Consider the following 21,947-nt stretch of genomic DNA (forward strand, 5'->3'; position numbering starts at 1 on the left):
TGATTCGCTGAACCTGCTGACCAGATCTAGTAAATCGGTACACTGGAGTGGAACACTGCACGGGACAGTCGGGAAGTCGCAGCTAGCCGGAGGTGGCACGGCATTGAACGGGGTTACGATCCATCAGGTCGCGGAGGCGGCCGGAGTGTCCGCGAGCACGGTGTCCAACGTTCTCAACGGCCGCACCGACCGGATGCAGCCCGCCACCCTGGCCCGGGTCGAGCAGGCGATAGAGCAGTTGAGCTACCGGCCCAACCGCGCGGCCCGCATGCTCCGCACCGGTCGCATCCAGGTCATCGGCCTCATCGTGCCCTCCGTCGCGAACCCGTTCTGGGGTGCCCTCGCCCGTGAGCTGGAGGCCGTCGCGCTCGCCGAGGGCTACCACGTACTCCTGTGCAACAGCGAGCGCGACCCGGCCAGGGAGCTCAAGTACGGCGAGGAACTCCTCGCGGACGGGGTGAGCGGCGTGGTGCTGTGCTCCTCCCTCCCCTCGCTCGACCACGTGGCGCCCCTGCTGAAGCGGGGGCTCAAGATGGTGGCCTTCGACCGCGCCGCCCAGGCCGGTGACCCGCCGTCCCTGGCCAGCATCAGCGTCGACAACGCGATGGGCGCCGAACTGGCCACCCGCCATCTCCTCGACCTCGGCCACCGGCGGCTCGCGTTCGTCTCCGGCTCGGTCAACAGCGTCAACCGGCGGGAGCGGCTGCGCGGTTTCCGGTCGGCCCTGGAGGAGGCGGGTATCGACCCCACCCAGGGGGTGGTCTGGCCGGGCGCGGCCACCAGCGAGTTCGGCGACAAGGAGTCCGCCGAGCTGGGCCGCTCGGCCGCGCGCGAGTTGCTGTCCGCGCCGGAGCCGCCGACCGGGTTCGTCGCGATCAACGACATGTGTGCGATCGGCGTGTGCCGGGGTGCCCGCGACGCGGGGCTGAGCGCGGGCCGCGAGGTCTCGGTGGTCGGGTTCGACGACATCCTGCTCGCCGAGCTCTTCGAGCCCCCGCTGACCACTGTCCGCCAGCCGCTCCCGGAGATGGCGGCGGAGACCTTCCAGCAGTTGCGCGCCCGCATCGAGTCCACGTCGGGAGCCGGGCGCTCGCTCCTGATCCGGCCGCGACTCGTCGTGCGGGAGTCGACCGCGGCGGGCCCGGCCAAAGGCCTTGGTGCCCGGTGAGGAGGGCACAAAGGCCCGCGCATGGGGGACGTCGGGCCTGTCAACGGGAGTGAGTGCGCGGGGTACGGTCGAGTGACCGTGGGGGGGCCGAGAAGGAACGAGGTGGCGCCGTCATGGCTCCTCGCCGTGCGGACACGACGCCGACCGCGACCGAGCAGGTGCGGCGCGGTCAGCTCATCGAGGCGACGATCGACCTGATCTGCGACAGGGGTTGTGCCGCGGCATCCCTGTCGGCCATCGCCCAGCAGGCCGGGATGTCCAAGGCCGCGGTCCTTTACCACTTCTCGTCCAAGGACAACCTGACGCAGGCGACCCTCACGCACGTCCTCGACTCGGTCACGGCGTACGTCACCGAGCGCGTGGCACACGCGGCCGGACCGAAGGGGGCCGTCGTCGCCTATGTGCGCTCGGTGGTCGGCTACCAGCGTACGGAGCGGCGCCACGTCCGCGTCATCGCCGAGATGCTCCTCGACCGGCGCAGTGGCGCCGCGTCCCCGGTGGGGCGCTGGGGCATGCTGGTCCGGCTGCTCGCCGACGGCCAACGGGCCGGCGTGTTCCGTGAGTTCGACCCGCAGATGGTGGCGCTCGCCGTCGGCGGCGCCATCGAGGGGGTGATCTCCCACTGGCTGACGCACCCCGAATTCGACCTGGACGCGGCGGCGGACGAGCTGGAGACGTTCACGCTGTACGCGATCGAACGTCCCCGGACCCGCCTGCCCGCCCAGGCATCCCCGGCCTCGTCGGCGCCGCGCTCAGTCCTCTGAGGGCGACCACCCCACCGCCTCGATCCGCGCCGCGTCGGACGGGCGTGTCTCGTCGAACACCGTCCGGCGGCCGTCGGTGACGCGCACCCCGTCCACGTACACCCCGCGCCCCACGTACAGCTGGTCGGTCGCGTAGCGCCAGCGCAGGCGGACGTTGCCGCCCTTGAAGGTGCCGAGAGCCGCGGTCAGGCGGTGCCAGGTGCGGCCCGACCAGCCGTCGGCCGTGCCCTTGGGGTGGTCCTCGGCGTCCTCTCCCTTACGGGTGGTCGTGAACGGCAGGGGCTGCCAGGTCGCCCCGGCGTCGGCCGACACCTCCAGATACAGGAGGTCGGAGTGCGGTTCCGTGTCCCACCACAGGTCGCAGCCGAGGCTCGCCGTGTCGGAGGTGACGTCGAGTGCGGGCAGCGTGAGCGTCGCCGACGTGGCGCTCACCATGCCGGAGAACCAGGCGGTGCGCCCGTGCGCGGGGCGTACCGCGACGGCGCGGGCGAGGTTGTTCCCCGCGGCGACCCGGGGAGCGGAGCCGGATCGCCAAGTGCGCACGGGATGCACGGAGTTGCCGAGCACGATGAGGAACGAGTCGGTCGTCGGGTCGAGGACGATGGACGTGCCGGTGAAGCCGGTGTGCCCGGCCGTGCGTGGCGTCGCCATCGCGCCCATGTACCAGTGCTGGTAGAGCTCGAAGCCGAGACCGTGCTCGTCGCCGGGGAACGCCTGGTTGAAGTCGGTGAACAGCAGCCGTACGGATTCCTCGGACAGGATGCGCGCCTTGCCGTAGGAACCCCCGTTGAGGAGGGTGCGGCCGAGGATCGCGAGGTCCCACGCGCAGGAGAAGACACCGGCGTGGCCCGCCACACCGCCGAGCCCGAACGCGTTCTCGTCGTGCACCTCGCCCCAGACGAGTCCGCGGTCGAGGCCGGACCAGGGCAGGCGCGCGTCCTCCGTCGCGGCGATCTTCGGTTTCCAGGACGCGGGCGGGTTGTAGCGGGTGCGGCGCATGCCGAGGGGGCCGGTGATCCGCTCGCGCAGGAGTACGTCCAGGGTCTGGCCCGTGAGCTTCTCCAGGACCAGCTGGAGCGAGATCAGATTGAGGTCGGAGTAGAGGTACACGGTGCCGGGCGGGTTGAGGGGCGCCTCGTTCCAGATGAGCCGGAGCTGCCCCTCGCGCGTCGTCTCCTTGTAGAGGGGGATCCAGGCGCGGAATCCCGAGGTGTGCGTGAGGAGTTGACGGATCGTGATGTCCTGCTTGCCGGCGCCCGAGAAGTCGGGGATGTACGAGGCGACCGTGGCCTCCAGCTCCAGCTTGCCGCGCTCGATCTCCTGCACGGCGATGAGCGAGGTGAACAGCTTCGACACGGAGGCCAGGTCGTAGACCGTGTCCTCGGCCGCCGCGATCTGCTGGTCGGCGGGGAACTCCACACCCGTGTCGGTCTTGTCGTCGTAGGCCGAGTAGCGCACGGCCTTGCCGATCGGCTGGTGGAGAGCGACCGTGCCGCCGCGGCCGGCGAGCAGGACGGCGCCCGCGTACCAGGGGTGCTTGGGGGAGGGGGCGAGGAACTTCTCGGCGTCGGCGACGAGCTGGCGCAGATGCCCGGCGATCAGTCCGGCCCGCTCCGGGGACCCGCGGCGCAGCGTGGTTCCGAGCCCGTCGGCGTGCCCGTCCGTGTGTGTGTCCGCGGCGGCGGCGGGCCCCGCCGGGAACGGGGCGAGGGCCAGTGCCCCGCTCAACGCCAGTACACTCGCGCCCAGTTGGCGACGGGAGAGTCCGTCGTCCGTGTCGTGCAATCTGTCCGCCGCGCCGTCGGTCATGAACGAACCCCTTCTGAAAGTATCTTTCGGGATCTAGCTCGACGGATGAAACTTTCATGTCAGGTTCCGGTCGTGTCAAGCCTCGGAATTGCGCCGCAAAAATCTGACGCAGCATCAGAAAGTGTCTTCCCTCGTTCGGAGGAGTGCGGCATTCTGCGCCCATGCAGACGGAGCTGAGCAAGAAACTGGGGATCGAGCACGCCATCTTCGGCTTCACGCCCTTCCCGGCGGTGGCCGCCGCCATCAGCAGGGCCGGGGGGTTCGGTGTGCTCGGCGCGGTCCGCTACACCGCACCCGACGACCTGGCCCGCGACCTCGACTGGATGGAGGAACACGTCGACGGCGCGCCCTACGGGCTCGACGTCGTGATGCCCGCGAAGAAGGTCGAGGGCCCCAACCACCAGAATCTGACCGAGGCCGACGTCGAGGCGATGATCCCCGAAGGGCACCGCCAGTTCGTCAGAGACACCCTCGCCAAGCACGGCGTGCCCGAACTCGCCGAGGGCGAGGCGTCGGGCTGGCGCATCACCGGCTGGATGGAGCAGGTCGCCCGCAACCAGCTGGACGTCGCCTTCGACTACCCGATCAAACTCCTTGCCAACGCGCTCGGTTCACCGCCCGCCGACGTCGTCCGGCGCGCCCACGACCAGAACGTACTCGTGGCCGCTCTCGCGGGCAGCGCCCGGCACGCCCGTAAACACGCGGACGCGGGCATCGACATCGTCGTCGCGCAGGGCTACGAGGCGGGCGGACACACCGGCGAGATCGCGTCCATGGTGCTCACGCCCGAAGCGGTCGACGCCGTGTCGCCACTGCCCGTCCTCGCGGCCGGCGGCATCGGCAGCGGGGAGCAGATCGCGGCGGCCCTCGCGCTCGGCGCCCAGGGCGTCTGGCTCGGCTCCCTCTGGCTCACCACCACCGAGGCCGACCTCCACTCCCGCGCCCTCACCGGCAAACTCCTCGCGGCCGGGTCCGGCGACACCGTCCGCTCCCGCGCCCTGACCGGCAAGCCCGCGCGCCAGCTCCGCACGGAGTGGACCGACGCGTGGGACGACCCGTCGGGCCCTGGCACGCTGCCCATGCCGCTCCAGGGGCTGCTCGTCGCCGAGGCGGTCTCCCGCATCCAGAAGTACGAGGTCGATCCGCTGCTCGGCACGCCCGTCGGACAGATCGTCGGCCGGATGACGAGCGAACGCCCCGTCCAGGCCGTGTTCGACGACCTCACGCGCGGCTTCGAGCGCGCCGTCGACCGGATCAACCGCATCGCAGGAAGGAGCGGCCAGTCGTGAGCACAGGCCCCCACACCAACAGCGCGCCCCCCAACGGATTCTGGGCCCAGGCCACCGCGGATCCCGGCCGTACCGTCCTCGTCGCACCCGACGGGGAGGAGTGGACCGCGGGCCGGCTGCACGCCGACGTCAACAAGCTCGTGCACGGCCTGAGGGCCGCCGGGCTCGAACGAGGTGACGCGTTCGCCGTCGTCCTGCCCAACGGAGTCGAGTTCTTCACCGCGTACCTCGCCGCCTCCCAGGCCGGCTTCTACCTCGTCCCGGTCAACCACCATCTCGTCGGCCCCGAGATCGCCTGGATCGTCGCCGACTCCGGAGCGAAGGTCCTCATCGCACACGAGCGGTTCGCCGAACAGGCCGTGGCCGCCGCCGACGAGGCGGCACTCCCCGCCGGGCAGCGGTACGCCGTCGGAACTATCGACGGCTTCCGCCCCTACGCCCAACTCCTCGACGGACAGCCCGAGTCGGTGCCGGACGACCGCACCCTCGGCTGGGTCATGAACTACACCTCGGGCACCACGGGCCGCCCCCGCGGCATCCGCCGCCCCCTGCCCGGCAAGCTCCCCGAGGAGACCTACCTCGGCGGCTTCCTCGGCATCTTCGGCATCAAGCCGTTCGACGACAACGTGCACCTCGTCTGCTCGCCGCTCTACCACACCGCCGTGCTCCAGTTCGCGGGCGCGTCCCTGCACATCGGACACACCCTCGTCCTGATGGACAAGTGGACCCCCGAGGACATGCTGCGCCTCATGGACACCTTCAAGTGCACGCACACGCACATGGTGCCGACCCAGTTCCACCGCCTGCTCGCCCTGCCCGACAGCGTCAGGAGCGCGTACGACGTGTCGGCGATGCGGCACGCCATCCACGGCGCCGCGCCCTGCCCCGACCACGTCAAACGCGCGATGATCGACTGGTGGGGCCACAGCGTCGAGGAGTACTACGCGGCCAGTGAGGGCGGCGGCGCCTTCGCGACCGCCGAGGACTGGCTGAAGAAGCCGGGCACGGTCGGCAAGGCCTGGCCCATCAGCGAACTCGCCGTGTTCGACGACGACGGCAACCGGCTGCCGCCCGGCGAACTCGGCACCGTCTACATGAAGATGAGCACCGGCGGATTCTCGTACCACAAGGACGAGAGCAAGACGAAGAAGAATCGCATCGGCGACTTCTTCACCGTCGGCGACCTCGGCATTCTCGACGAGGACGGGTATCTCTTTCTCCGTGACCGCAAGATCGACATGATCATCTCGGGTGGTGTCAACATCTACCCCGCCGAGATCGAGTCCGCACTCCTCACCCACCCGGCCGTCGCCGACGCCGCGGCCTTCGGGATCCCGAACGACGACTGGGGCGAGGAGGTCAAGGCGGTCGTAGAACCCGCGGAGGGGCACACCGCCACAGACGCGCTCGCCGCCGAGATCCTCGCTCACTGCGAGCGCCAACTCGCCGGCTACAAGCGGCCCAAGACCGTCGACTTCATCGAGACGATGCCGCGCGACCCGAACGGCAAGCTCTACAAGCGCCGCCTGCGCGACCCCTATTGGGAGGGCCGCACCCGGGCGATGTGACCCGCGCTGAGGCCTGACGCGGGAGCGGCCCGGGGCAATCCCCCGAGCCGCTCCCGTCGTTCAGTCGTGCACCCGCACCACCTTCAGCGCCGGTGACTTGAGGATGTCCTTCTCGCAGAAGCGCGAGGTCACCCACTGCCCGTCCGAGAACAGGTGCGTCTGGTCGCTGGAGTGGGGCGAGTTGGGGTTCGAGGACTGGGAGTACGTCAGCAGGGTGCGGGCCACCGGGCAGCCGCCGCCGTTCCAGCCGACCGCCTGGATGTAGCTCGACCCGTGGACGACCTCCGTGTATCCGCCCGCCTTCGCGTCCCACACCGTCTCGACCTTGTTCCACACACCGAGGGACTCCGTGCCGCCGTGGACGGGGATGCGCTTGCCGCCGCGTACGACGAACTGGTGCGCTCCGAGCGGGTCGTCCAGGGCGATCCCGGCCGACCGCAGTTCGCCCACCGCGTCGGCGAGTGCCGTCGCGAAGCCCGGCGCCTGCGTGTTCAGCGTGTTCGGCGTGCGCACCGGGTCGGCGGCCGAGAACGGCACCTTCCACAGCTTGTCGTTCGGCACGGCCGCCGTGAGCTTGCGCCAGAACCGGTCGAAGAGCAGTGCGCCACGGCTCGATGTGCGCATCGTGTGGTCCCACTTCTGGAGCACACCGCATGCCTGGCTCACGTCAACGGCCTTTCCGTCACTGTCTGTTGCCATGCCGGACGGCAGTGCGGCGCACGCGCGCGCCGTGTCCGCCGCCGCCAGATCCGCCGCGGGCACCCGGTCGGCGAACTGCTGACGCTGAAGGTCGGGGACGGTGAGAGCGCCGCGACCCGCCATCGCCGAGACGTCCTCGACGCCGCCGCGCGTCCGCATCGACCGTTGCGTGCCGACCGTCCCGAAGACCCGCTCGTACCCCGTCAGCGGCCGGTCGGCGTTGGCCAGCCAGGCGCTGTCGTTCGAGTTCTCCACGTAGGGCGCGTCCTTGAGGACCGGCATCCTCGACGGTCCGAAGATGCCCGGTTGCACGGCGTCCTTGTCGGAGCCGAGCGCGCAGTCGCCGCGCGAGCCGTCCAGGACGGCGACGCCGGACGCCGGATACGTCACCTTGCCGAGCGGCGTCGAGCAGCGCGCGGCCAGGTCGTCGGTGATCCGGGGCAGCACCTGCGCCTGAGCGAACAGCGAGTGCCCGGACGCGTCGGCGGCGATCGTGTTCACCCAGGGAAGTCCCTGCGTGCGCTTCAGCGAGCGCAGCACGTCGTCGGTGGAGCGTGCCTTGCTGAACCCGAGCGCCGTGTCGGAGGCACGCAGGTTCAGGGCGTTCGGGTCGCCCAGCGCAAAGGCCGTCGTGGCCGTCCAGGGCAGTGGCAGCGAGGCGCCCAGCGAGTTCACGATCGGCCCGTACCGCGTCCACCACTGGGTGCGGGTGACCGGCGCGCCGTCCTTCACCGCGACACTCACGGTCCGCTTCGTCATCCTCTCCGGCTTGCCGTCCACGAGATACGAGGTCGGGTCGGCAGGCTCCAGTGTCAACTGGTGGAGATTGAGCGTCACGCCCGTCGCGACGGTGTGGCTCCAGGCGATACGGGAGTTGTGCCCGATCGAGATCGTCGTCGAGCCGAGGAGCGAGCCGCCGGAGACGTTCAGTTCACCGGGAATCGTCTGCTGTGACTGCCAGAAGCGGCGGCCGCCCTGCCAGGGGTAGTGCGGGTTGCCGAGGAGCAGACCGCGGCCGTTCGCCGTGGTGGCGCCGCTGAACGCGACGGCGTTGGACCCCATGTCGGCGTCCTCGCTCGAGAACAGCTCCTTGGCGGCCGCGGCCGTCGTGGCCTTGTCGGGCGTGCGGGCAGGGGCCCCCGCGGAAGGTGGCTGTGTGGCCGTGATGCCGTCCACGCCGCGGCCCTGTCCGCCGAGCACGGCGAGCGCGAAGCCGTGTGCCGCGACGTCCAGGGTCGTCACCGGGCGCACCCAGTCCGCGCCCTTGCAGGCGGGGTCGGTGATCCGGTTCTGCTTCAGCCACGCGTTGTATCCGGCGGCGAAGCCCCGCATCGTCTCCTTCACCTCGCGGCTCGGGCCCGCGGGCGCCGGCTCGGCGAGGAGCTTCTCCACGGTGCCCGCCTCACGGACACCCCGGAAGTAGAGGTCGCTGGAGACGTTTTTCGTGGCGGACGACAAGGAGCCGTCGGGGGCCGCGTCGGGCCCGAAGTAGCGGGAGCGCTCGCCGCGCACGGTGGCGAATCCGTCGGCGAGCGCGCACACCTGGTCGGCCGCCTGCGCCCACCCGGTGCCGAAGCCTAGGCCCGCGTAGTCCTTGGCGACGATATGCGGAATGCCGTACTCGGTGTAGCGGATAGTGGCGGACAGGCCGCCGCCGTGCGGGTGGCGCTCGGGCCGGCCGTGGCCGTCGGCGGCCGCCGACGGGAGTGAGGCCGTGGTGCTCAACGCGGTCAACAGGGCGAAACCGATGACCGCGAGACGTCTCGGGCGGGTGCGCATCGTGCCTCCCAACTGGACTGAGGGAAGGGGCGGTTGAGCGTACCAACCGGTATGCCCGGAAGGGCGGCGTCCGGTGCGGCCTTCGCGCGACGCGCGTCACCGGCCTTGATTTCGTGTCGGCCGGGGCACAGGATCGCGCCATGACGGGTGTCCGGGATGAACAAGACGTACGCGCCAGCACGGTCGACGGGACGCTGCGCCGCAGCGCACGGCGCACCCCCGAGCGCGTCGCCGTCCGCTACGGCCCGCGCACATGGACGTACGCCGAACTCGACGCGGCCGTCTCGCGCGCGGCCGGCGTACTGCGAGGCCTAGGGCTCGGACGAGGGGACCGCGTCGGCGCCTATGGGCACAACTCGGACGCCTACCTGCTCGGCTTCCTGGCCTGTTCACGCGCCGGACTCGTGCACGTGCCGGTCAACCAGAACCTCACGGGAGAAGACCTCTCCTACATCGTCGGCCAGTCGGGCTGCGCGCTCGTACTGACCGACCCCGACCTGGCGGACCGGCTCCCCGCGGGCGTGCGCACCCTGGCCCTGCGCGACGCGGACGACTCCCTGCTCGCCCGGATCCCGTCCGCCGAGCCCTACGACGGACCGCAGCCCGACGCCGACGACCTGGTGCAACTCCTGTACACCTCCGGCACCACCGCGCTGCCCAAGGGCGCGATGATGTCGCACCGGGCGCTCGTCCACGAGTACGTCAGCGCGATCCACGCCCTCGGCCTCACGCAGACGGACCGGCCCGTCCACTCCCTGCCGCTCTACCACTCGGCGCAGATGCACGTGTTCCTGCTGCCGTACCTCGCCGTCGGCGCGCAGAACACGATCCTCGACGCGCCGGACGCCGCGACGATCTTCGACCTCGTCGAGGCGGGTGACGCCGACAGCCTCTTTGCGCCGCCCACCGTCTGGATCGCGCTCTCGCAGCACCCTGACTTCGCGACCCGGGACCTGAGCGGCCTGCGCAAGGCCTTCTACGGCGCATCGATCATGCCGGTACCGGTCCTGGAACGGCTCCGCGCGCACCTGCCCGGACTCGCCTTCTACAACTGCTTCGGCCAGAGCGAGATCGGACCGCTCGCCACCGTCCTCGGGCCCGACGAGCACGAGGGCCGCATGGACTCCTGCGGGCGGCCCGTCCTGTTCGTCGAGGCACGGGTCGTCGACGAGGACGGCAAGGAAGTGCCCGACGGCACCGCCGGTGAAGTGATCTACCGTTCACCGCAGTTGTGCGACGGCTACTGGGACAAGCCCCAGGAGACCGAGGCGGCCTTCCGCGACGGCTGGTTCCGCTCGGGGGACCTCGCGGTGCGCGACGGCGAGGGCTACTTCACCGTTGTCGACCGCGTGAAGGACGTCATCAACTCCGGGGGAGTGCTCGTCGCCTCACGGCAGGTCGAGGACGCGCTCTACACCCACCCGCAGGTGGCCGAGACCGCCGTCATCGGACTGCCCGACGAGCGCTGGATCGAGGCCGTCACGGCCGTCGTCGTCCGCGCCGGCGAGGTCACCGAGACGGAACTCATCGACCACGCACGCGAGAAGCTCGCCCACTTCAAGGCGCCCAAGCGGATCGTCTTCGTGGACGAACTCCCGCGCAACGCCAGCGGCAAGATCCTCAAGCGGGAGCTGCGGGACCGGTTCAGTACGGCGGACTGAGCCCGTCGGAAAATGACGCGCGGACCTGGCCGGGGCCCTGTTACGGTCCGGGCATGAAGCGACGCGCTGCTGCCAGGACGACGACGCCGGAGAGTGTCCCGGCGCGCTGACAGCTGTGTTTGTCCGAAGCCCCGGGGCGAGTGCCCCGGGGCTTCGCCATGGGACCACTCGCCCGACGACCGCGAGGGATCCCGAAATGAACCAACAGAAGCACGAGCAGCAGAAGCAGGACCCGCAGAAGCACGAGCAGCAGAAGCAGGACCGGCAGAAGCACGAGCAGCTCAGTCAGGAACACCCGCAGCACGAGCGGTCGAAGCACGACCACCGCAAGCTCGGTCGTGAGCTCGGCCTCTTCGACACCGACCCGCTGATCGGCGCGGGTCTGCCCTACTGGCTGCCCGACGGCGCGGCTGTCCGGCACACCCTGGAGGAGTACATCCGCACCGCTGAGCGGCGGGCCGGCTACCGGCACGTGTACTCGCCGGTCCTCGGCAAGCGCGAGCTGTACGAGATCTCGGGGCACTGGTCGCACTACAGCGACGACATGTTTCCCCCGATGGACCTGGGCGGCGAGCAGGTCGTCCTGCGGCCCAGCCTCTGTCCCCATCACGCCGTGATCTACCGTTCCCGCTCCCACAGCTACCGCGAACTGCCCCTGCGCATGGCGGAGTTGGGCGGCATGTACCGCTCCGAGCTGTCGGGTGTGCTCGGCGGCCTGACCCGCGTGCGGGCCATCCAGCTCAACGACGCGCACATCTTCTGCACCCTCGACCAGGTGGCCGGCGAGGCGCTGGCGGCCCTGGAGATGATCCGCAGGGCCTACGAGGCGCTGGGCATCACCCCGGCGCGCTACCGGCTCTCGCTGCCGGGGCCGGGCGGCAAGTACGTCGCCGCCCCCGAAATGTGGCAGCGCTCCGCCGCGCTGCTCACCGAGGTCCTCGACCGGTCGGGTCTGCCGTACGAGGCGGCCGAGGGCGAGGCCGCGTTCTACGGGCCCAAGATCGACGTCCAGGTCGCCGACGGTGCGGGGCGCGAGTCGACCCTGTCCACCGTCCAGGTCGACTTCCACCAGCCCGAGCGTTTCGATCTGCACTACATCGGCCCGGACGGGGCGAAACACCGTCCGGTGATGGTCCATCGCAGCATCATCGGCAGCGTGGAGCGGGCCGTCGCGCACCTCATCGAGCAGCACGGCGGCGCCTTCCCGGCGTGGCTCGCCCCGACCCAGGTGGCGATCCTGCCGATCTCGGACGCCGAGCTGCCGCACGCCGACGCGCTCGCGCGCCGGTGCGCCGAGCTCGGGCTGCGGGCCGAGGTCGCGGGCCCCGAGCGCGGCACCCTGGGCGCCCGCGTCCGGGAGGCCCGGCTCGTGCCGTACGAGGCGGTCATCGGTGCGAGAGAGGCGGTGGACGGCCGGGTCGCGCTGCGCCTGCGCGACGGCCGCCGCCCCGCACCGCTGCCCGCCGAGGAGGCGCTCGCCAGGATCGGGGCGGTCGTCGACGGGTACGCGCACGACCTGTGGGACGACGCGAGCTGACGAAGGCGGCCCGGCGGGGCCGGCGTGCCGGCCCCGCCGTACGACCTACGCCTCCCGCCGCCGCAGGTCCACGATGCGCTTGATCTTGCCCACCGACCGCTCCAGCGTCTCCGGGTCCACGACCTCCACGGTCACCGAGACACCGATGCCGTCCTTCACGCCGGTCGCGATGGCGCGGGCCGCCGCGTCGCGCTCGGAAGCGGTCGCGTCCGCGCGGGCCTCCGCGCGTACCGTCAGGGCGTCCATGCGCCCCTCGCGGGTCAGCCGGAGCTGGAAGTGCGGGGCGACCCCCGGCGTGCGCAGGACGATCTCCTCGACCTGGGTCGGGAAGAGGTTCACGCCGCGCAGGATCACCATGTCGTCGCTGCGGCCCGTCACCTTCTCCATGCGGCGGAAGGAGGGGCGGGCCGTGCCGGGCAGGAGCCGGGTCAGGTCCCGTGTCCGGTAGCGGATCACGGGCATGGCCTCCTTGGTGAGCGAGGTGAACACCAGCTCGCCCTGCTCACCGTCCGGCAGGACCTCACCGGTGATCGGGTCGACGACCTCCGGATAGAACTGGTCCTCCCAGATGTGCAGCCCGTCCTTCGTCTCGACGCACTCCTGGGCGACGCCCGGTCCCATCACCTCCGACAGGCCGTAGATGTCGACGGCGTCGATGGCGAAGCGCTCCTCGATCTCGCGGCGCATCTCCTCGGTCCAGGGTTCGGCGCCGAAGACCCCGACCTTGAGGGACGTGCTGCGCGGGTCGACGCCCTGGCGCTCGAACTCGTCGAGGATCGTCAGCATGTACGAGGGGGTGACCATGATGACCTCGGGGCGGAAGTCCTGGATCAGCCGCACCTGGCGGGCGGTCATGCCGCCGGACGCGGGAATGACCGTGCAGCCGAGCCGCTCGGCACCGTAGTGCGCGCCGAGCCCGCCCGTGAACAGGCCGTATCCGTACGCGACGTGGATCTTGTGGCCGGGCCGGGCGCCCGCCGCGCGCAGGGAGCGCGCCACCATGTCGGCCCACATGGAGAGGTCGTTCTCCGTGTAGCCGACGACGGTGGGCAGGCCCGTGGTCCCGCTGGACGCGTGCAGCCGGCGCACATCCGTCTCCGGCACGGCGAACATCCCGAAGGGGTAGTTGTCCCGCAGGTCGGTCTTCGTGGTGAACGGGAAGCGGGCCAGGTCGGCGAGCGAGCGGCAGTCGTCCGGGTGCACGCCCGCCTTGTCGAAGGACGCGCGGTAGAACGGCACCCGCTCGTACACGCGGCGCAGTGTCGCCCGCAGCCGCTCCAGCTGCTGTGCGTGCAGCTGCTCGGGGCCGAGCTGTTCCCCCGCGTCCAGCAGTTCTGTCATCGTCGACCGCACTCCCGAGCCCTGAGGGCCGACCGTCCACCCGGATCCACATAATGGGCGAATCGGCCGACCGATCATTCGGTTGATCCGTTCAGGGTCAGTAATTCAAGGGGTGGGGGCAGGCGTCAAGGGGCGGGACGGACTCAATCTCCGCCGGGTGGCGTCAGGCGCCCCCGGCGGCCCGGTGGACGTATGGAGTCGTGGTGCTCAGAGCCGTGAAGCCGAGGCGCTCCAGGATCGGGCGGCTCATGGTGGAGGCGTCGACCTGGAGGTAGCGGTAGCCACGCTCGGCGGCGATGCGGGTACGGAACGCGACGAGACTGCGGTAGATCCCGCGCCCGCGCCACTCGGCGACCGTGCCGCCGCCCCACAGACTCGCGAAGTCCGTCCCTGGGTGCGTCTCCATGCGGGCCGCGCTCACCGGCTCGTCCCCGGCCAGCGCGAGCACCGCGGGCACGGCGCCCGGGTCCTCGGCGAGCTGGGCGAGGAGCTGGTGGCAGGTGAGGCCGAGACTCCTGCCGAAGGCCTTGTCGTGCACCTGCGACATGAGGTCGACGCCCGTCTCGTCGGTGACGGGGAGCAGCCGGATTCCTTCGGGGGGCGGGACGTCCGTCGGCAGGGCCGCGACCTCGGCGACCAGGAGGGTCTCCACGGGCTCGGCGACGAATCCGGCGGCCGTGAGTCGCTGCGGAAGGTCGTGCGGCAGGTCGTGCCCGTACAGCTTCCACTCGAATTCGCGTCCGAGCTCGGTGAAATGTCGTACCTGGGCGGCGATCGCCGCGTCCGCCGAGCTCTCGTCGAGGTCCGACCACACGACGCCGTTCCAGGAACTGCCCTCGGCGCCGGTCAGCCGCACCACGCCGCCCGCCCGCTCGACCCGCGCGCCGGGGCCGTCGGGCTCTGCGTCCCGCCTTATCTGCCGGTCGAACCGGGTCAACACCGCTTGATGATCCATCCAGCCACTCCAGCACCGGCGCGGCGGTGCGGCAAATGGTTTGTGCCCCGGTACGCCGGTGCCTCGCGCCAGGAGCGCTTGCCGTGTCCGTTGCGATCGTCGTCGTGTCCCGTCACGAGCCGTCCGCCGCCACCGCCCGCGCCCACCGGTAGTCCGCCTTGCCGCTGGGTGAGCGCTGGATGCGGTCGGTCAGGACGAGCTGGCGGGGGATCTTGTAGCCCGCGAGGCGGGTGCGGCAGTGGGTCTGGATGTCGTCGAGCGAGGGCGTTGCCGCGCCGTCGCGCAGCTGGACCACGGCGGCGACATGGTTGCCCCACTTCGCGTCGGGCACTCCGGCGACCAGCGCGTCGTACACGTCCGGATGGGACTTGAGGGCCTGCTCGACCTCTTCCGGATACACCTTCTCGCCGCCCGTGTTGATGCACTGCGAACCGCGCCCGAGGACGGTGACGATGCCCTCCTCGTCGACCGTGGCCATGTCCCCGAGCAGCACCCACCGCTCGTCGCCCTTCTGGAAGAACGTCTCGGCCGTCTTCGCGGGGTCGTTGTAGTAGCCGAGCGGGACGTGCCCGCGCTGGGCGATGCGGCCCGGCTCTCCGGGAGCGATCGGCTCGTACGTCGCCGGATCGACCACCTGTGTACGGGAGTTGACCCGGAGGCGGAAGCCCTTCTCCGGGCCCGAGTCGTCCGTCGCCGTGCCGTTGAAGCCGGACTCGGAGGAGCCGAAGTTGTTCAGGAGCATCACGTTCGGGACGAGCGCCTGGAACTGCGCGCGCACCGTCTCCGACATGATCGCGCCCGACGACGAGACGCTGAACATCGATGAGCAGTCCGTGCCCTTCATGGGCCCGTTCAGCGCGTCGATCAGGGGCCGCAGCATCGCGTCCCCGACGAGCGACATGCTCGTCACCTTCTCCTTCTCGACTGTGCGCAGGACCTCTTCGGGCACGAACTTCGTGTGGATGACGAGGCGTTGGCCGAAATTGAAGCCGATGAAGGCGGTGAGGGTGGAGGTGCCGTGCATCAGGGGAGGCGTGGGGAAGAAGGTGATCCCGTCGCCGCCGGCCGCGACGCGTTCGGACAGCTCCTCCGGCCTGCTCACCGGCTCGCCCGTCGGGGCGCCGCCGCCGAGCCCCGAGAAGAACAGGTCCTCCTGGCGCCACATCACGCCCTTGGGCATGCCGGTCGTGCCGCCGGTGTAGATGATGAAGAGGTCGTCGGCCGAGCGCGGCCCGAAGCCGCGCGCCGGCGAGCCCGCGGCCACCGCCTCCGTGAAGTCCACGGCCTTGACGGGCGGCGCGCCGGCCGGCGCGGTCCCCACGCGCACGAGGTGGCGCAGCTTCTCCGTCTGCGGGAGCGCGGCCGCGACGCGTTCGGTGAACTCGGCGTCGAAGACGAGCGCCGCGAGGTCCGCGTCGCGGTAGAGGTAGACCAGCTCCTCTTCCACGTAGCGGTAGTTGACATTGACGGGGACGATCCGTGCCTTGAGGCAGGCCAGCACCGTCTGGAGGTACTCGATGCCGTTGTAGAGGTGCAGGCCCAGGTGTTCGCCGGGGCGGATCCCGCTGTCGATCAGATGGTGGGCGAGGCGGTTGGCCGCCGCGTCGAGTCCGGCATAGGTGAGCCGGCGCTCCGCGCCCGTGCCGGGATGGTCGATGTGCACGAGCGCCTCGCGGTCCGGGACCACGTCGACGACCGACTCGAACAGGTCGGCAAGGTTGTACTCCACCGCTCCTCCTGACCCAGGCGCCATCTCGATGTGGCCGTCATCTCAGCAGAGCCGCAGGGAACAGGGAAGGGCTCCCGCACAAGAAATCTGACTGTCTGTCAGAAAACTCTTGAACTGGGCACCCGCCTACTGCAACCTGTTCTCGCATCCGAGACGTACGCGGCAGCCGAGACGCATCCGAGACGGGAGCACGGCCATGGGTGGCACGGAACACGACGCGGGACACGGGGCGGGTCACGGGACGGAACACCTCACGGTGCGGCGCGAGGGCGCCACCCTCGTACTCACCCTCAACAGGCCCGAGGCCAGGAACGCGCTCTCCCTGCCGATGCTGGTCGGCCTCTACGACGGATGGGTCGCCGCCGACGAGGACGACTCGGTCCGGTCGGTCGTCCTGACCGGCGCGGGCGGCACGTTCTGCGCGGGCATGGACCTCAAGGCCCTGGCCGGCAAGGGGATGGAGGGCGAGCAGTACCGGGACCGGCTCAAGGCCGACCCCGATCTGCACTGGAAGGCGATGCTGCGCCATCACCGCCCCCGCAAACCCGTGATCGCCGCTGTCGAGGGCTACTGCGTGGCCGGCGGCACGGAGATCCTCCAGGGCACCGACATCCGCGTCGCCGCCGAGACCGCGACCTTCGGCCTCTCCGAGGTCAAGCGCGGCCTCTTCCCGATCGGCGGTTCCACGGTGCGGCTCCAGCGGCAGATCCCGCGCACCCACGCCCTGGAGATGCTGCTGACCGGCAGGCACTACAGCGCGGCCGAGGCCCTCTCCATCGGGCTCATCGGCAGTGTCGTCCCGGCCGGCACCGCGCTCGACAAGGCCCTGGAGATCGCCGAGCAGGTCAACGCCTGCGGCCCGCTCGCGGTGGAGGCGGTGAAGGCCTCGGCGTACGAGACCGCCGAGATGACCGAGACCGACGGCCTCAAGTCCGAACTGGAGCGCGGCTGGCCGATCTTCGCCACCGAGGACGCGAAGGAAGGCCCCAGGGCCTTCGCCGAGAAGCGTCCCGCCGTCTACCGGCGCGCGTGAAGCCCTCCGACCGTCAAGGAGTCATGAAGTGCCCGAAGTCCTCAAAGCCCCGCTCGTCGTCGAGTTCCCCTTCACCCGCTCGCTCGGCCCCGTCCAGAGCGCGTTCCTGACCGGCCTGCGCGAACGCACCGTCCTCGGCGTGAAGACCACCGACGGCAAGGTCATGGTCCCGCCCGTCGAGTACGACCCCGTCACCGCCGACGAGCTCCGCGACCTCGTCGAGGTTGAGCCCACCGGCACAGTCACCACCTGGGCCTGGAACCCCGAGCCCCGCCGCGGCCAGCCCCTCGACGCCCCCTTCGCCTGGGTCCTGGTCAAGCTCGACGGCGCGGACACCGGCCTCCTGCACGCCCTCGACGCACCCGGCCCCGACGCCGTGACCACCGGCATGCGCGTCCGCGTCCGCTGGGCCACCGAACGCACCGGCGCCATCACCGACATCGCCTGCTTCGAGCCGTACGAGGGGGCGGCGTCGGATACCGAACCCGCCGCGCACGACGGGCAGTTCGACGACGCGGTCAGCGGGATCGTCGCCGAGGCCCGTCTCGACTACGTGTACTCACCGGGCCGCGCCCAGACCGCCTACATCAACGCCCTCGCCGGCCGCCGCACCGTCGGCGAACGCTGCCCGTCGTGCCGCAAGGTCTACGTGCCGCCGCGCGGCGCCTGCCCCACCTGCGGCGTCGCCACGACCGACCGGGTCGAGGTCGGCCCGGCCGGCACCGTCACCACCTTCTGCATCGTCAACGTCAAGGCCAAGAACCTCGACATCGAACTGCCCTACGTCTACGCCCACATCGCCCTCGACGGAGCCGACCTCGCGCTGCACGGCCGCATCGCCGGCATTCCCTACGACCAGGTGCGGATGGGCCTCAGGGTCGAGCCCGTCTGGACCGAGGGCGGCCGCTATCCCGACCACTACCGGCCCACCGGCGAACCGGACGCCGACTACGACACGTACAAGGAGCTGGTCTAGATGCGAGAGGTAGCGATCGTCGCCTTCGCGCAGAGCGACCATCTGCGCACCACCGACGAACTCTCCGAGGTCGACATGGTGATGCCGGTGCTGCACCAAGTGCTGGCGCAGACCGGTCTGAAGACCAGCGACATCGGCTTCACCTGCTCCGGCTCCTCCGACTATCTCGCGGGCCGCGCGTTCTCCTTCACCATGACCCTCGACGGCGTGGGCGCCTGGCCGCCGATCTCGGAGTCCCACGTGGAGATGGACGGGGCCTGGGCGATGTACGAGGCGTGGGTCAAGCTCCTCACCGGCGAGGTCGACACGGCGCTCGTCTACTCGTACGGCAAGTCCTCGCCCGGCTCCGTGCGCGATGTGCTCACCCGCCAGCTCGACCCGTACTACGTGGCCCCGCTGTGGCCGGACTCGGTCGCGCTCGCCGCACTCCAGGCACAAGCCCTGATCGACGCGGGCGAGACCGACGAGCGCGCGCTCGCCGGGATCGCCGCACGGAGCCGGGAGTCCGCATCGTCCAACTCCCATGCACAGGTGAAGGGCTCGGTGCCGCAGGGCGACTACGAGGTGCAGCCGCTGCGCAAGGGCGACTGCCCGCCGGTCGGCGACGGCGCCGTCGCCGTGATCCTGGCCGCCGGTGACAAGGCCCGCGAACTGTGCGAGCGGCCCGCCTGGATCCGCGGCATGGACCACCGCATCGAGGCGCACAGCCTCGGCGTACGCGACCTCACCGACTCCCCGTCCACGCGGCTGGCCGCCGAGCGGGCGGGCGCCTTCGAACGGCCCGTGGACACCGCCGAGTTGCACGCCCCGTTCACCTCGCAGGAGGTCGTCCTGCGCAAGGCGCTGAAGCTGGGCGACGGCGTGGCCGTGAACCCCTCCGGCGGCGCGCTCGCCGCCAACCCGGTCATGGCCGCGGGTCTGCTGCGGATCGGCGAGGCCGCCGCCCGTATCCACCGAGGTGAGTCCGACCGGGCCCTCGCGCACGCCACCTCCGGCCCCTGCCTCCAGCAGAACCTGGTCGCCGTCCTGGAAGGAGACGCCCGATGAGCAGTACGGGGCACGCCACGCACAAGGAACCCGTGGCCGTCGTCGGCATCGGCCAGACCAAGCACGTCGCGGCCCGCAAGGACGTCTCGATCGCCGGACTCGTCCGCGAGGCCGCGCAACGCGCCCTGGAAGACGCCCAGTTGACGTGGGCCGACATCGACGCCGTGGTGATCGGCAAGGCACCCGACTTCTTCGAGGGCGTCATGATGCCCGAGCTGTATCTCGCGGACGCCCTCGGCGCGGTGGGCAAACCGATGCTCCGGGTACACACGGCGGGCTCGGTCGGCGGCTCCACCGCCCTCGTCGCCTCCAACCTCGTGGCGTCCCGCATCCACAAGACCGTCCTCACCCTCGCCTTCGAGAAGCAGTCCGAGTCCAACGCGATGTGGGGCCTGTCCCTTCCGATCCCCTTCACGCAGCCGCTGCTCGCCGGCGCCGGCGGCTTCTTCGCCCCGCACGTCCGCGCGTACATGCGGCGCACCGGAGCACCCGACCACGTCGGCTCCCTTGTCGCGTACAAGGACCGGCGCAACGCGCTGAAGAACCCCTACGCGCATCTGCACGAGCACGGCATCACCCTGGAGAAGGTCCAGTCCTCGCCGATGCTGTGGGACCCGGTCCGCTACTCCGAGACCTGCCCGTCCTCCGACGGCGCGTGCGCCATGATCCTCACCGACCGTGCGGGCGCGGCCCGTTCACCGCAGCCGCCGGCCTGGATGCACGGTGGCGCGATGCGCAGCGAGCCGACCATGTTCGCGGGCAAGGACTTCGTCTCGCCGCAGGCCGGGAAGGACTGTGCCGCCGACGTCTACCGGCAGGCGGGCATCGGCGACCCGCGCCGCGAGATCGACGCCGTGGAGATGTACGTGCCGTTCTCCTGGTACGAGCCGATGTGGCTGGAGAACCTCGGCTTCGCCGACGAGGGCGGGGGCTGGAAGCTCACGGAATCGGGCGTCACGGAACTCGACGGCGACCTCCCCGTCAACATGTCGGGCGGCGTCCTGTCCACCAATCCCATCGGCGCCTCCGGCATGATCCGCTTCGCGGAGGCCGCGCTCCAGGTCCGGGGGCAGGCCGGGGAACACCAGGTCGACGGTGCTCGCAAGGTCCTCGGACATGCCTACGGGGGCGGCTCGCAGTTCTTCTCGATGTGGCTCGTCGGGGCGCAGCCGCCCACGTCCTGAACGGCTCGGCGCCGCGGCCTGTCCGCCGCGCGGGCCGATCGCTAGGCTGGCGGGCGGACGACGAACCGGGAGGAGCACGGACGTGGCCGAAAGCACCATCGAGCAGCACACGCTCGCGGGTTGGGACAAGCCGGACCTCGATCTGAGTGCCGCGGACTGGCATTCGAGCAGCAAGGGGCGGGGCGACGTCCAGATCGCCTTCGTCGAAGGCTTCATCGCGATGCGCAACGGCGGCAGTCCCCAGAATCCGTCCCTGATCTTCACGCCCGCGGAATGGGGGGCTTTCGTGCTGGGGGCACGCGAGGGGGAGTTCGACCTGACCTGAGCGGGCCTGACCCGAGCCGCGGTCAGGTGAGGTTTCCGGCTTTTCCGACGACATGCGACGTTCGTCCCTGCCCCTTGGTCCCGGTGTGAGCGAGGCTGGGGGCAGGAACAGTCGCTCTTGCCGGGGCCCGTCGACACCGTGCCCCGGTGTCGGAGGTTGGACATGAGTACCCCGCGCCCCCTGCCCGTCGTGGCCGCCGTCGACGGATCCGAAGACAGCCTGCGTGCCCTGGAGTGGGCACTAGCGGAAGCGGGCAGGCGCGGGGCGCCCGCGCGGATCGTTCATGTACGCCAGTACGGCCCCTGGACTCGGCGCGGGGTACTGGCGTCCGGCCCGCCGGAGCCCGCGGGCGACGCGGTCCTCGACGAGGTGCGCGCCACCGTGACCGGTCGAGATGATCTGCCACCGGTCGAATACGTGACCTTGGAGGGCGCCCCGGCGGCCGTCCTGGCCGAACTCGGCTCCGAGGCGCAGTTGTTGGTCCTCGGCTCGCGGGGGCGCGGCGGCTTCGCCAGTCTGCTGCTCGGTTCGAACGGTGTGGCCGCGGCGCGGGACGCCGCCTGCCCCGTCGTCGTGGTGCCCAGGCCCGGACGAGCCGTGCACGGCGACAACGACGTACCGCCCGGACCGCGTGTGGTCGTCGGCGTCGAGGTGGACGAGCCCGACGACACCGTCCTCGCCTTCGCCTTCGAGGAGGCCGATCGGCGCGCGGCGCGGCTCCAGGTCATCGCGGCGTTCCCGTGGCCGGTGCTCGCCTGGACGACCTTCGGCGACTTCACGCCCACGACCGTCGACCAGGAGGCGGCCGAGAGCGAGACCCTGACCCTGGTGAACGCCGCCGTGGCGCCCTTCCGCAAGGCGCACCCCGACGTCGACGTCGACCTGTACGTGGCGCCGGGCGACGCGGCCGGGCACCTCGTCGAGAACTCCCGCGAGGCCGGCCTCGTTGTCGTGGGCCGCCACCGCCGCCGCCTCACGCGCCCCGCACCGATGCTCGGCACGGTGACGATGGCGGTGCTGCTGCACGCGGCGAGTCCGGTCGCGGTGGTGCCGCCGGTGGCGGAGGACATGCCCTAGAAGATC

General features: G+C 70.9%; 17 protein-coding genes. 12 read left to right on the forward strand and 5 right to left on the reverse strand.

What is annotated here, in order from left to right; all coding sequences use genetic code 11:
* Positions 1 to 103: 103 nt before the first annotated feature.
* Positions 104 to 1,168, forward strand: coding sequence for a LacI family DNA-binding transcriptional regulator (locus OG758_RS40920; protein WP_326714502.1), 1,065 nt, complete (start codon positions 104 to 106; stop codon positions 1,166 to 1,168).
* Between the two features lie 113 nt (positions 1,169 to 1,281).
* Positions 1,282 to 1,932: a TetR/AcrR family transcriptional regulator gene (locus OG758_RS40925; RefSeq protein ID WP_326714503.1), complete on the forward strand. Its 651-nt coding sequence runs from the start codon at positions 1,282 to 1,284 to the stop codon at positions 1,930 to 1,932.
* Here the strand turns inward: OG758_RS40925 and OG758_RS40930 are convergent.
* Entirely contained in the window at positions 1,921 to 3,741 is a 1,821-nt protein-coding gene (locus OG758_RS40930) for a serine hydrolase (protein ID WP_326714504.1), read from the reverse strand. The genes OG758_RS40925 and OG758_RS40930 overlap by 12 nt on opposite strands.
* Positions 3,742 to 3,902: 161 nt before the next feature.
* Here OG758_RS40930 and OG758_RS40935 point away from each other — a divergent pair, with 161 nt between their 5' ends.
* On the forward strand, positions 3,903 to 5,030 hold the full coding sequence (locus OG758_RS40935) for an NAD(P)H-dependent flavin oxidoreductase (protein WP_326714505.1): 1,128 nt from the start codon (positions 3,903 to 3,905) through the stop codon (positions 5,028 to 5,030).
* The gene (locus OG758_RS40940; RefSeq protein WP_326714506.1) at positions 5,027 to 6,598 is read left to right on the forward strand and encodes an acyl-CoA synthetase; all 1,572 of its coding nucleotides are present in this window, start codon (positions 5,027 to 5,029) and stop codon (positions 6,596 to 6,598) included. Before OG758_RS40935 ends, OG758_RS40940 begins: the two co-directional genes overlap by 4 nt.
* Positions 6,599 to 6,658: 60 nt before the next feature.
* On the opposite strand, the gene OG758_RS40945 is transcribed toward OG758_RS40940, so the two are convergent.
* Complete coding sequence (locus tag OG758_RS40945; RefSeq protein WP_326714507.1) at positions 6,659 to 9,076, reverse strand: penicillin acylase family protein; 2,418 nt, start codon at positions 9,074 to 9,076, stop codon at positions 6,659 to 6,661.
* 140 nt (positions 9,077 to 9,216) lie between these two features.
* On the opposite strand from OG758_RS40945, the gene OG758_RS40950 reads away from it, so the two are divergent.
* Together OG758_RS40950 and thrS are read left to right on the forward strand one after the other, a co-directional pair.
* Positions 9,217 to 10,737: an acyl-CoA synthetase gene (locus tag OG758_RS40950; protein WP_326714508.1), complete on the forward strand. Its 1,521-nt coding sequence runs from the start codon at positions 9,217 to 9,219 to the stop codon at positions 10,735 to 10,737.
* A 196-nt stretch (positions 10,738 to 10,933) separates the two neighbouring features.
* Positions 10,934 to 12,274 carry a threonine--tRNA ligase gene (gene thrS / locus OG758_RS40955; protein WP_326714509.1) on the forward strand — a complete coding sequence of 447 codons (1,341 nt, stop codon included), beginning with the start codon at positions 10,934 to 10,936 and terminating at the stop codon, positions 12,272 to 12,274.
* Positions 12,275 to 12,319: 45 nt separating this feature from the next.
* On the opposite strand, the gene paaK is transcribed toward thrS, so the two are convergent.
* From paaK to OG758_RS40970, 3 genes are all read right to left on the reverse strand, one after another.
* Positions 12,320 to 13,615 carry a phenylacetate--CoA ligase PaaK gene (gene paaK, locus OG758_RS40960; RefSeq protein WP_326714510.1) on the reverse strand — a complete coding sequence of 432 codons (1,296 nt, stop codon included), beginning with the start codon at positions 13,613 to 13,615 and terminating at the stop codon, positions 12,320 to 12,322.
* Positions 13,616 to 13,778: 163 nt separating this feature from the next.
* A complete protein-coding gene (locus OG758_RS40965) occupies positions 13,779 to 14,570 on the reverse strand; it encodes a GNAT family N-acetyltransferase (protein ID WP_326714511.1) in 792 nt (263 codons plus the stop codon).
* A gap of 112 nt (positions 14,571 to 14,682) precedes the next feature.
* Positions 14,683 to 16,299 (reverse strand): acyl-CoA synthetase, encoded by a 1,617-nt coding sequence (locus OG758_RS40970; RefSeq protein WP_326714512.1) that lies wholly within the window; start codon positions 16,297 to 16,299, stop codon positions 14,683 to 14,685.
* A gap of 196 nt (positions 16,300 to 16,495) precedes the next feature.
* Here OG758_RS40970 and OG758_RS40975 point away from each other — a divergent pair, with 196 nt between their 5' ends.
* The 6 genes from OG758_RS40975 (at position 16,496) to OG758_RS41000 (ending at position 21,941) form a co-directional block, all read left to right on the forward strand.
* Positions 16,496 to 17,332 (forward strand): crotonase/enoyl-CoA hydratase family protein, encoded by an 837-nt coding sequence (locus tag OG758_RS40975; RefSeq protein ID WP_326714513.1) that lies wholly within the window; start codon positions 16,496 to 16,498, stop codon positions 17,330 to 17,332.
* A 28-nt stretch (positions 17,333 to 17,360) separates the two neighbouring features.
* Positions 17,361 to 18,308 (forward strand): Zn-ribbon domain-containing OB-fold protein, encoded by a 948-nt coding sequence (locus tag OG758_RS40980; protein ID WP_326714514.1) that lies wholly within the window; start codon positions 17,361 to 17,363, stop codon positions 18,306 to 18,308.
* Complete coding sequence (locus OG758_RS40985; protein WP_326714515.1) at positions 18,309 to 19,355, forward strand: thiolase domain-containing protein; 1,047 nt, start codon at positions 18,309 to 18,311, stop codon at positions 19,353 to 19,355.
* A complete protein-coding gene (locus OG758_RS40990) occupies positions 19,352 to 20,539 on the forward strand; it encodes a thiolase domain-containing protein (RefSeq protein ID WP_326714516.1) in 1,188 nt (395 codons plus the stop codon). The genes OG758_RS40985 and OG758_RS40990 overlap by 4 nt, the downstream gene beginning before the upstream one ends.
* Before the next feature lie 82 nt (positions 20,540 to 20,621).
* On the forward strand, positions 20,622 to 20,864 hold the full coding sequence (locus OG758_RS40995) for a DUF397 domain-containing protein (protein ID WP_116500600.1): 243 nt from the start codon (positions 20,622 to 20,624) through the stop codon (positions 20,862 to 20,864).
* A 162-nt stretch (positions 20,865 to 21,026) separates the two neighbouring features.
* Positions 21,027 to 21,941 carry a universal stress protein gene (locus OG758_RS41000; RefSeq protein WP_326714517.1) on the forward strand — a complete coding sequence of 305 codons (915 nt, stop codon included), beginning with the start codon at positions 21,027 to 21,029 and terminating at the stop codon, positions 21,939 to 21,941.
* Positions 21,942 to 21,947: the final 6 nt, after the last annotated feature.

This window comes from Streptomyces sp. NBC_01474 (assembly GCF_035918215.1).
GTDB lineage: Bacteria > Actinomycetota > Actinomycetes > Streptomycetales > Streptomycetaceae > Streptomyces > Streptomyces aureus.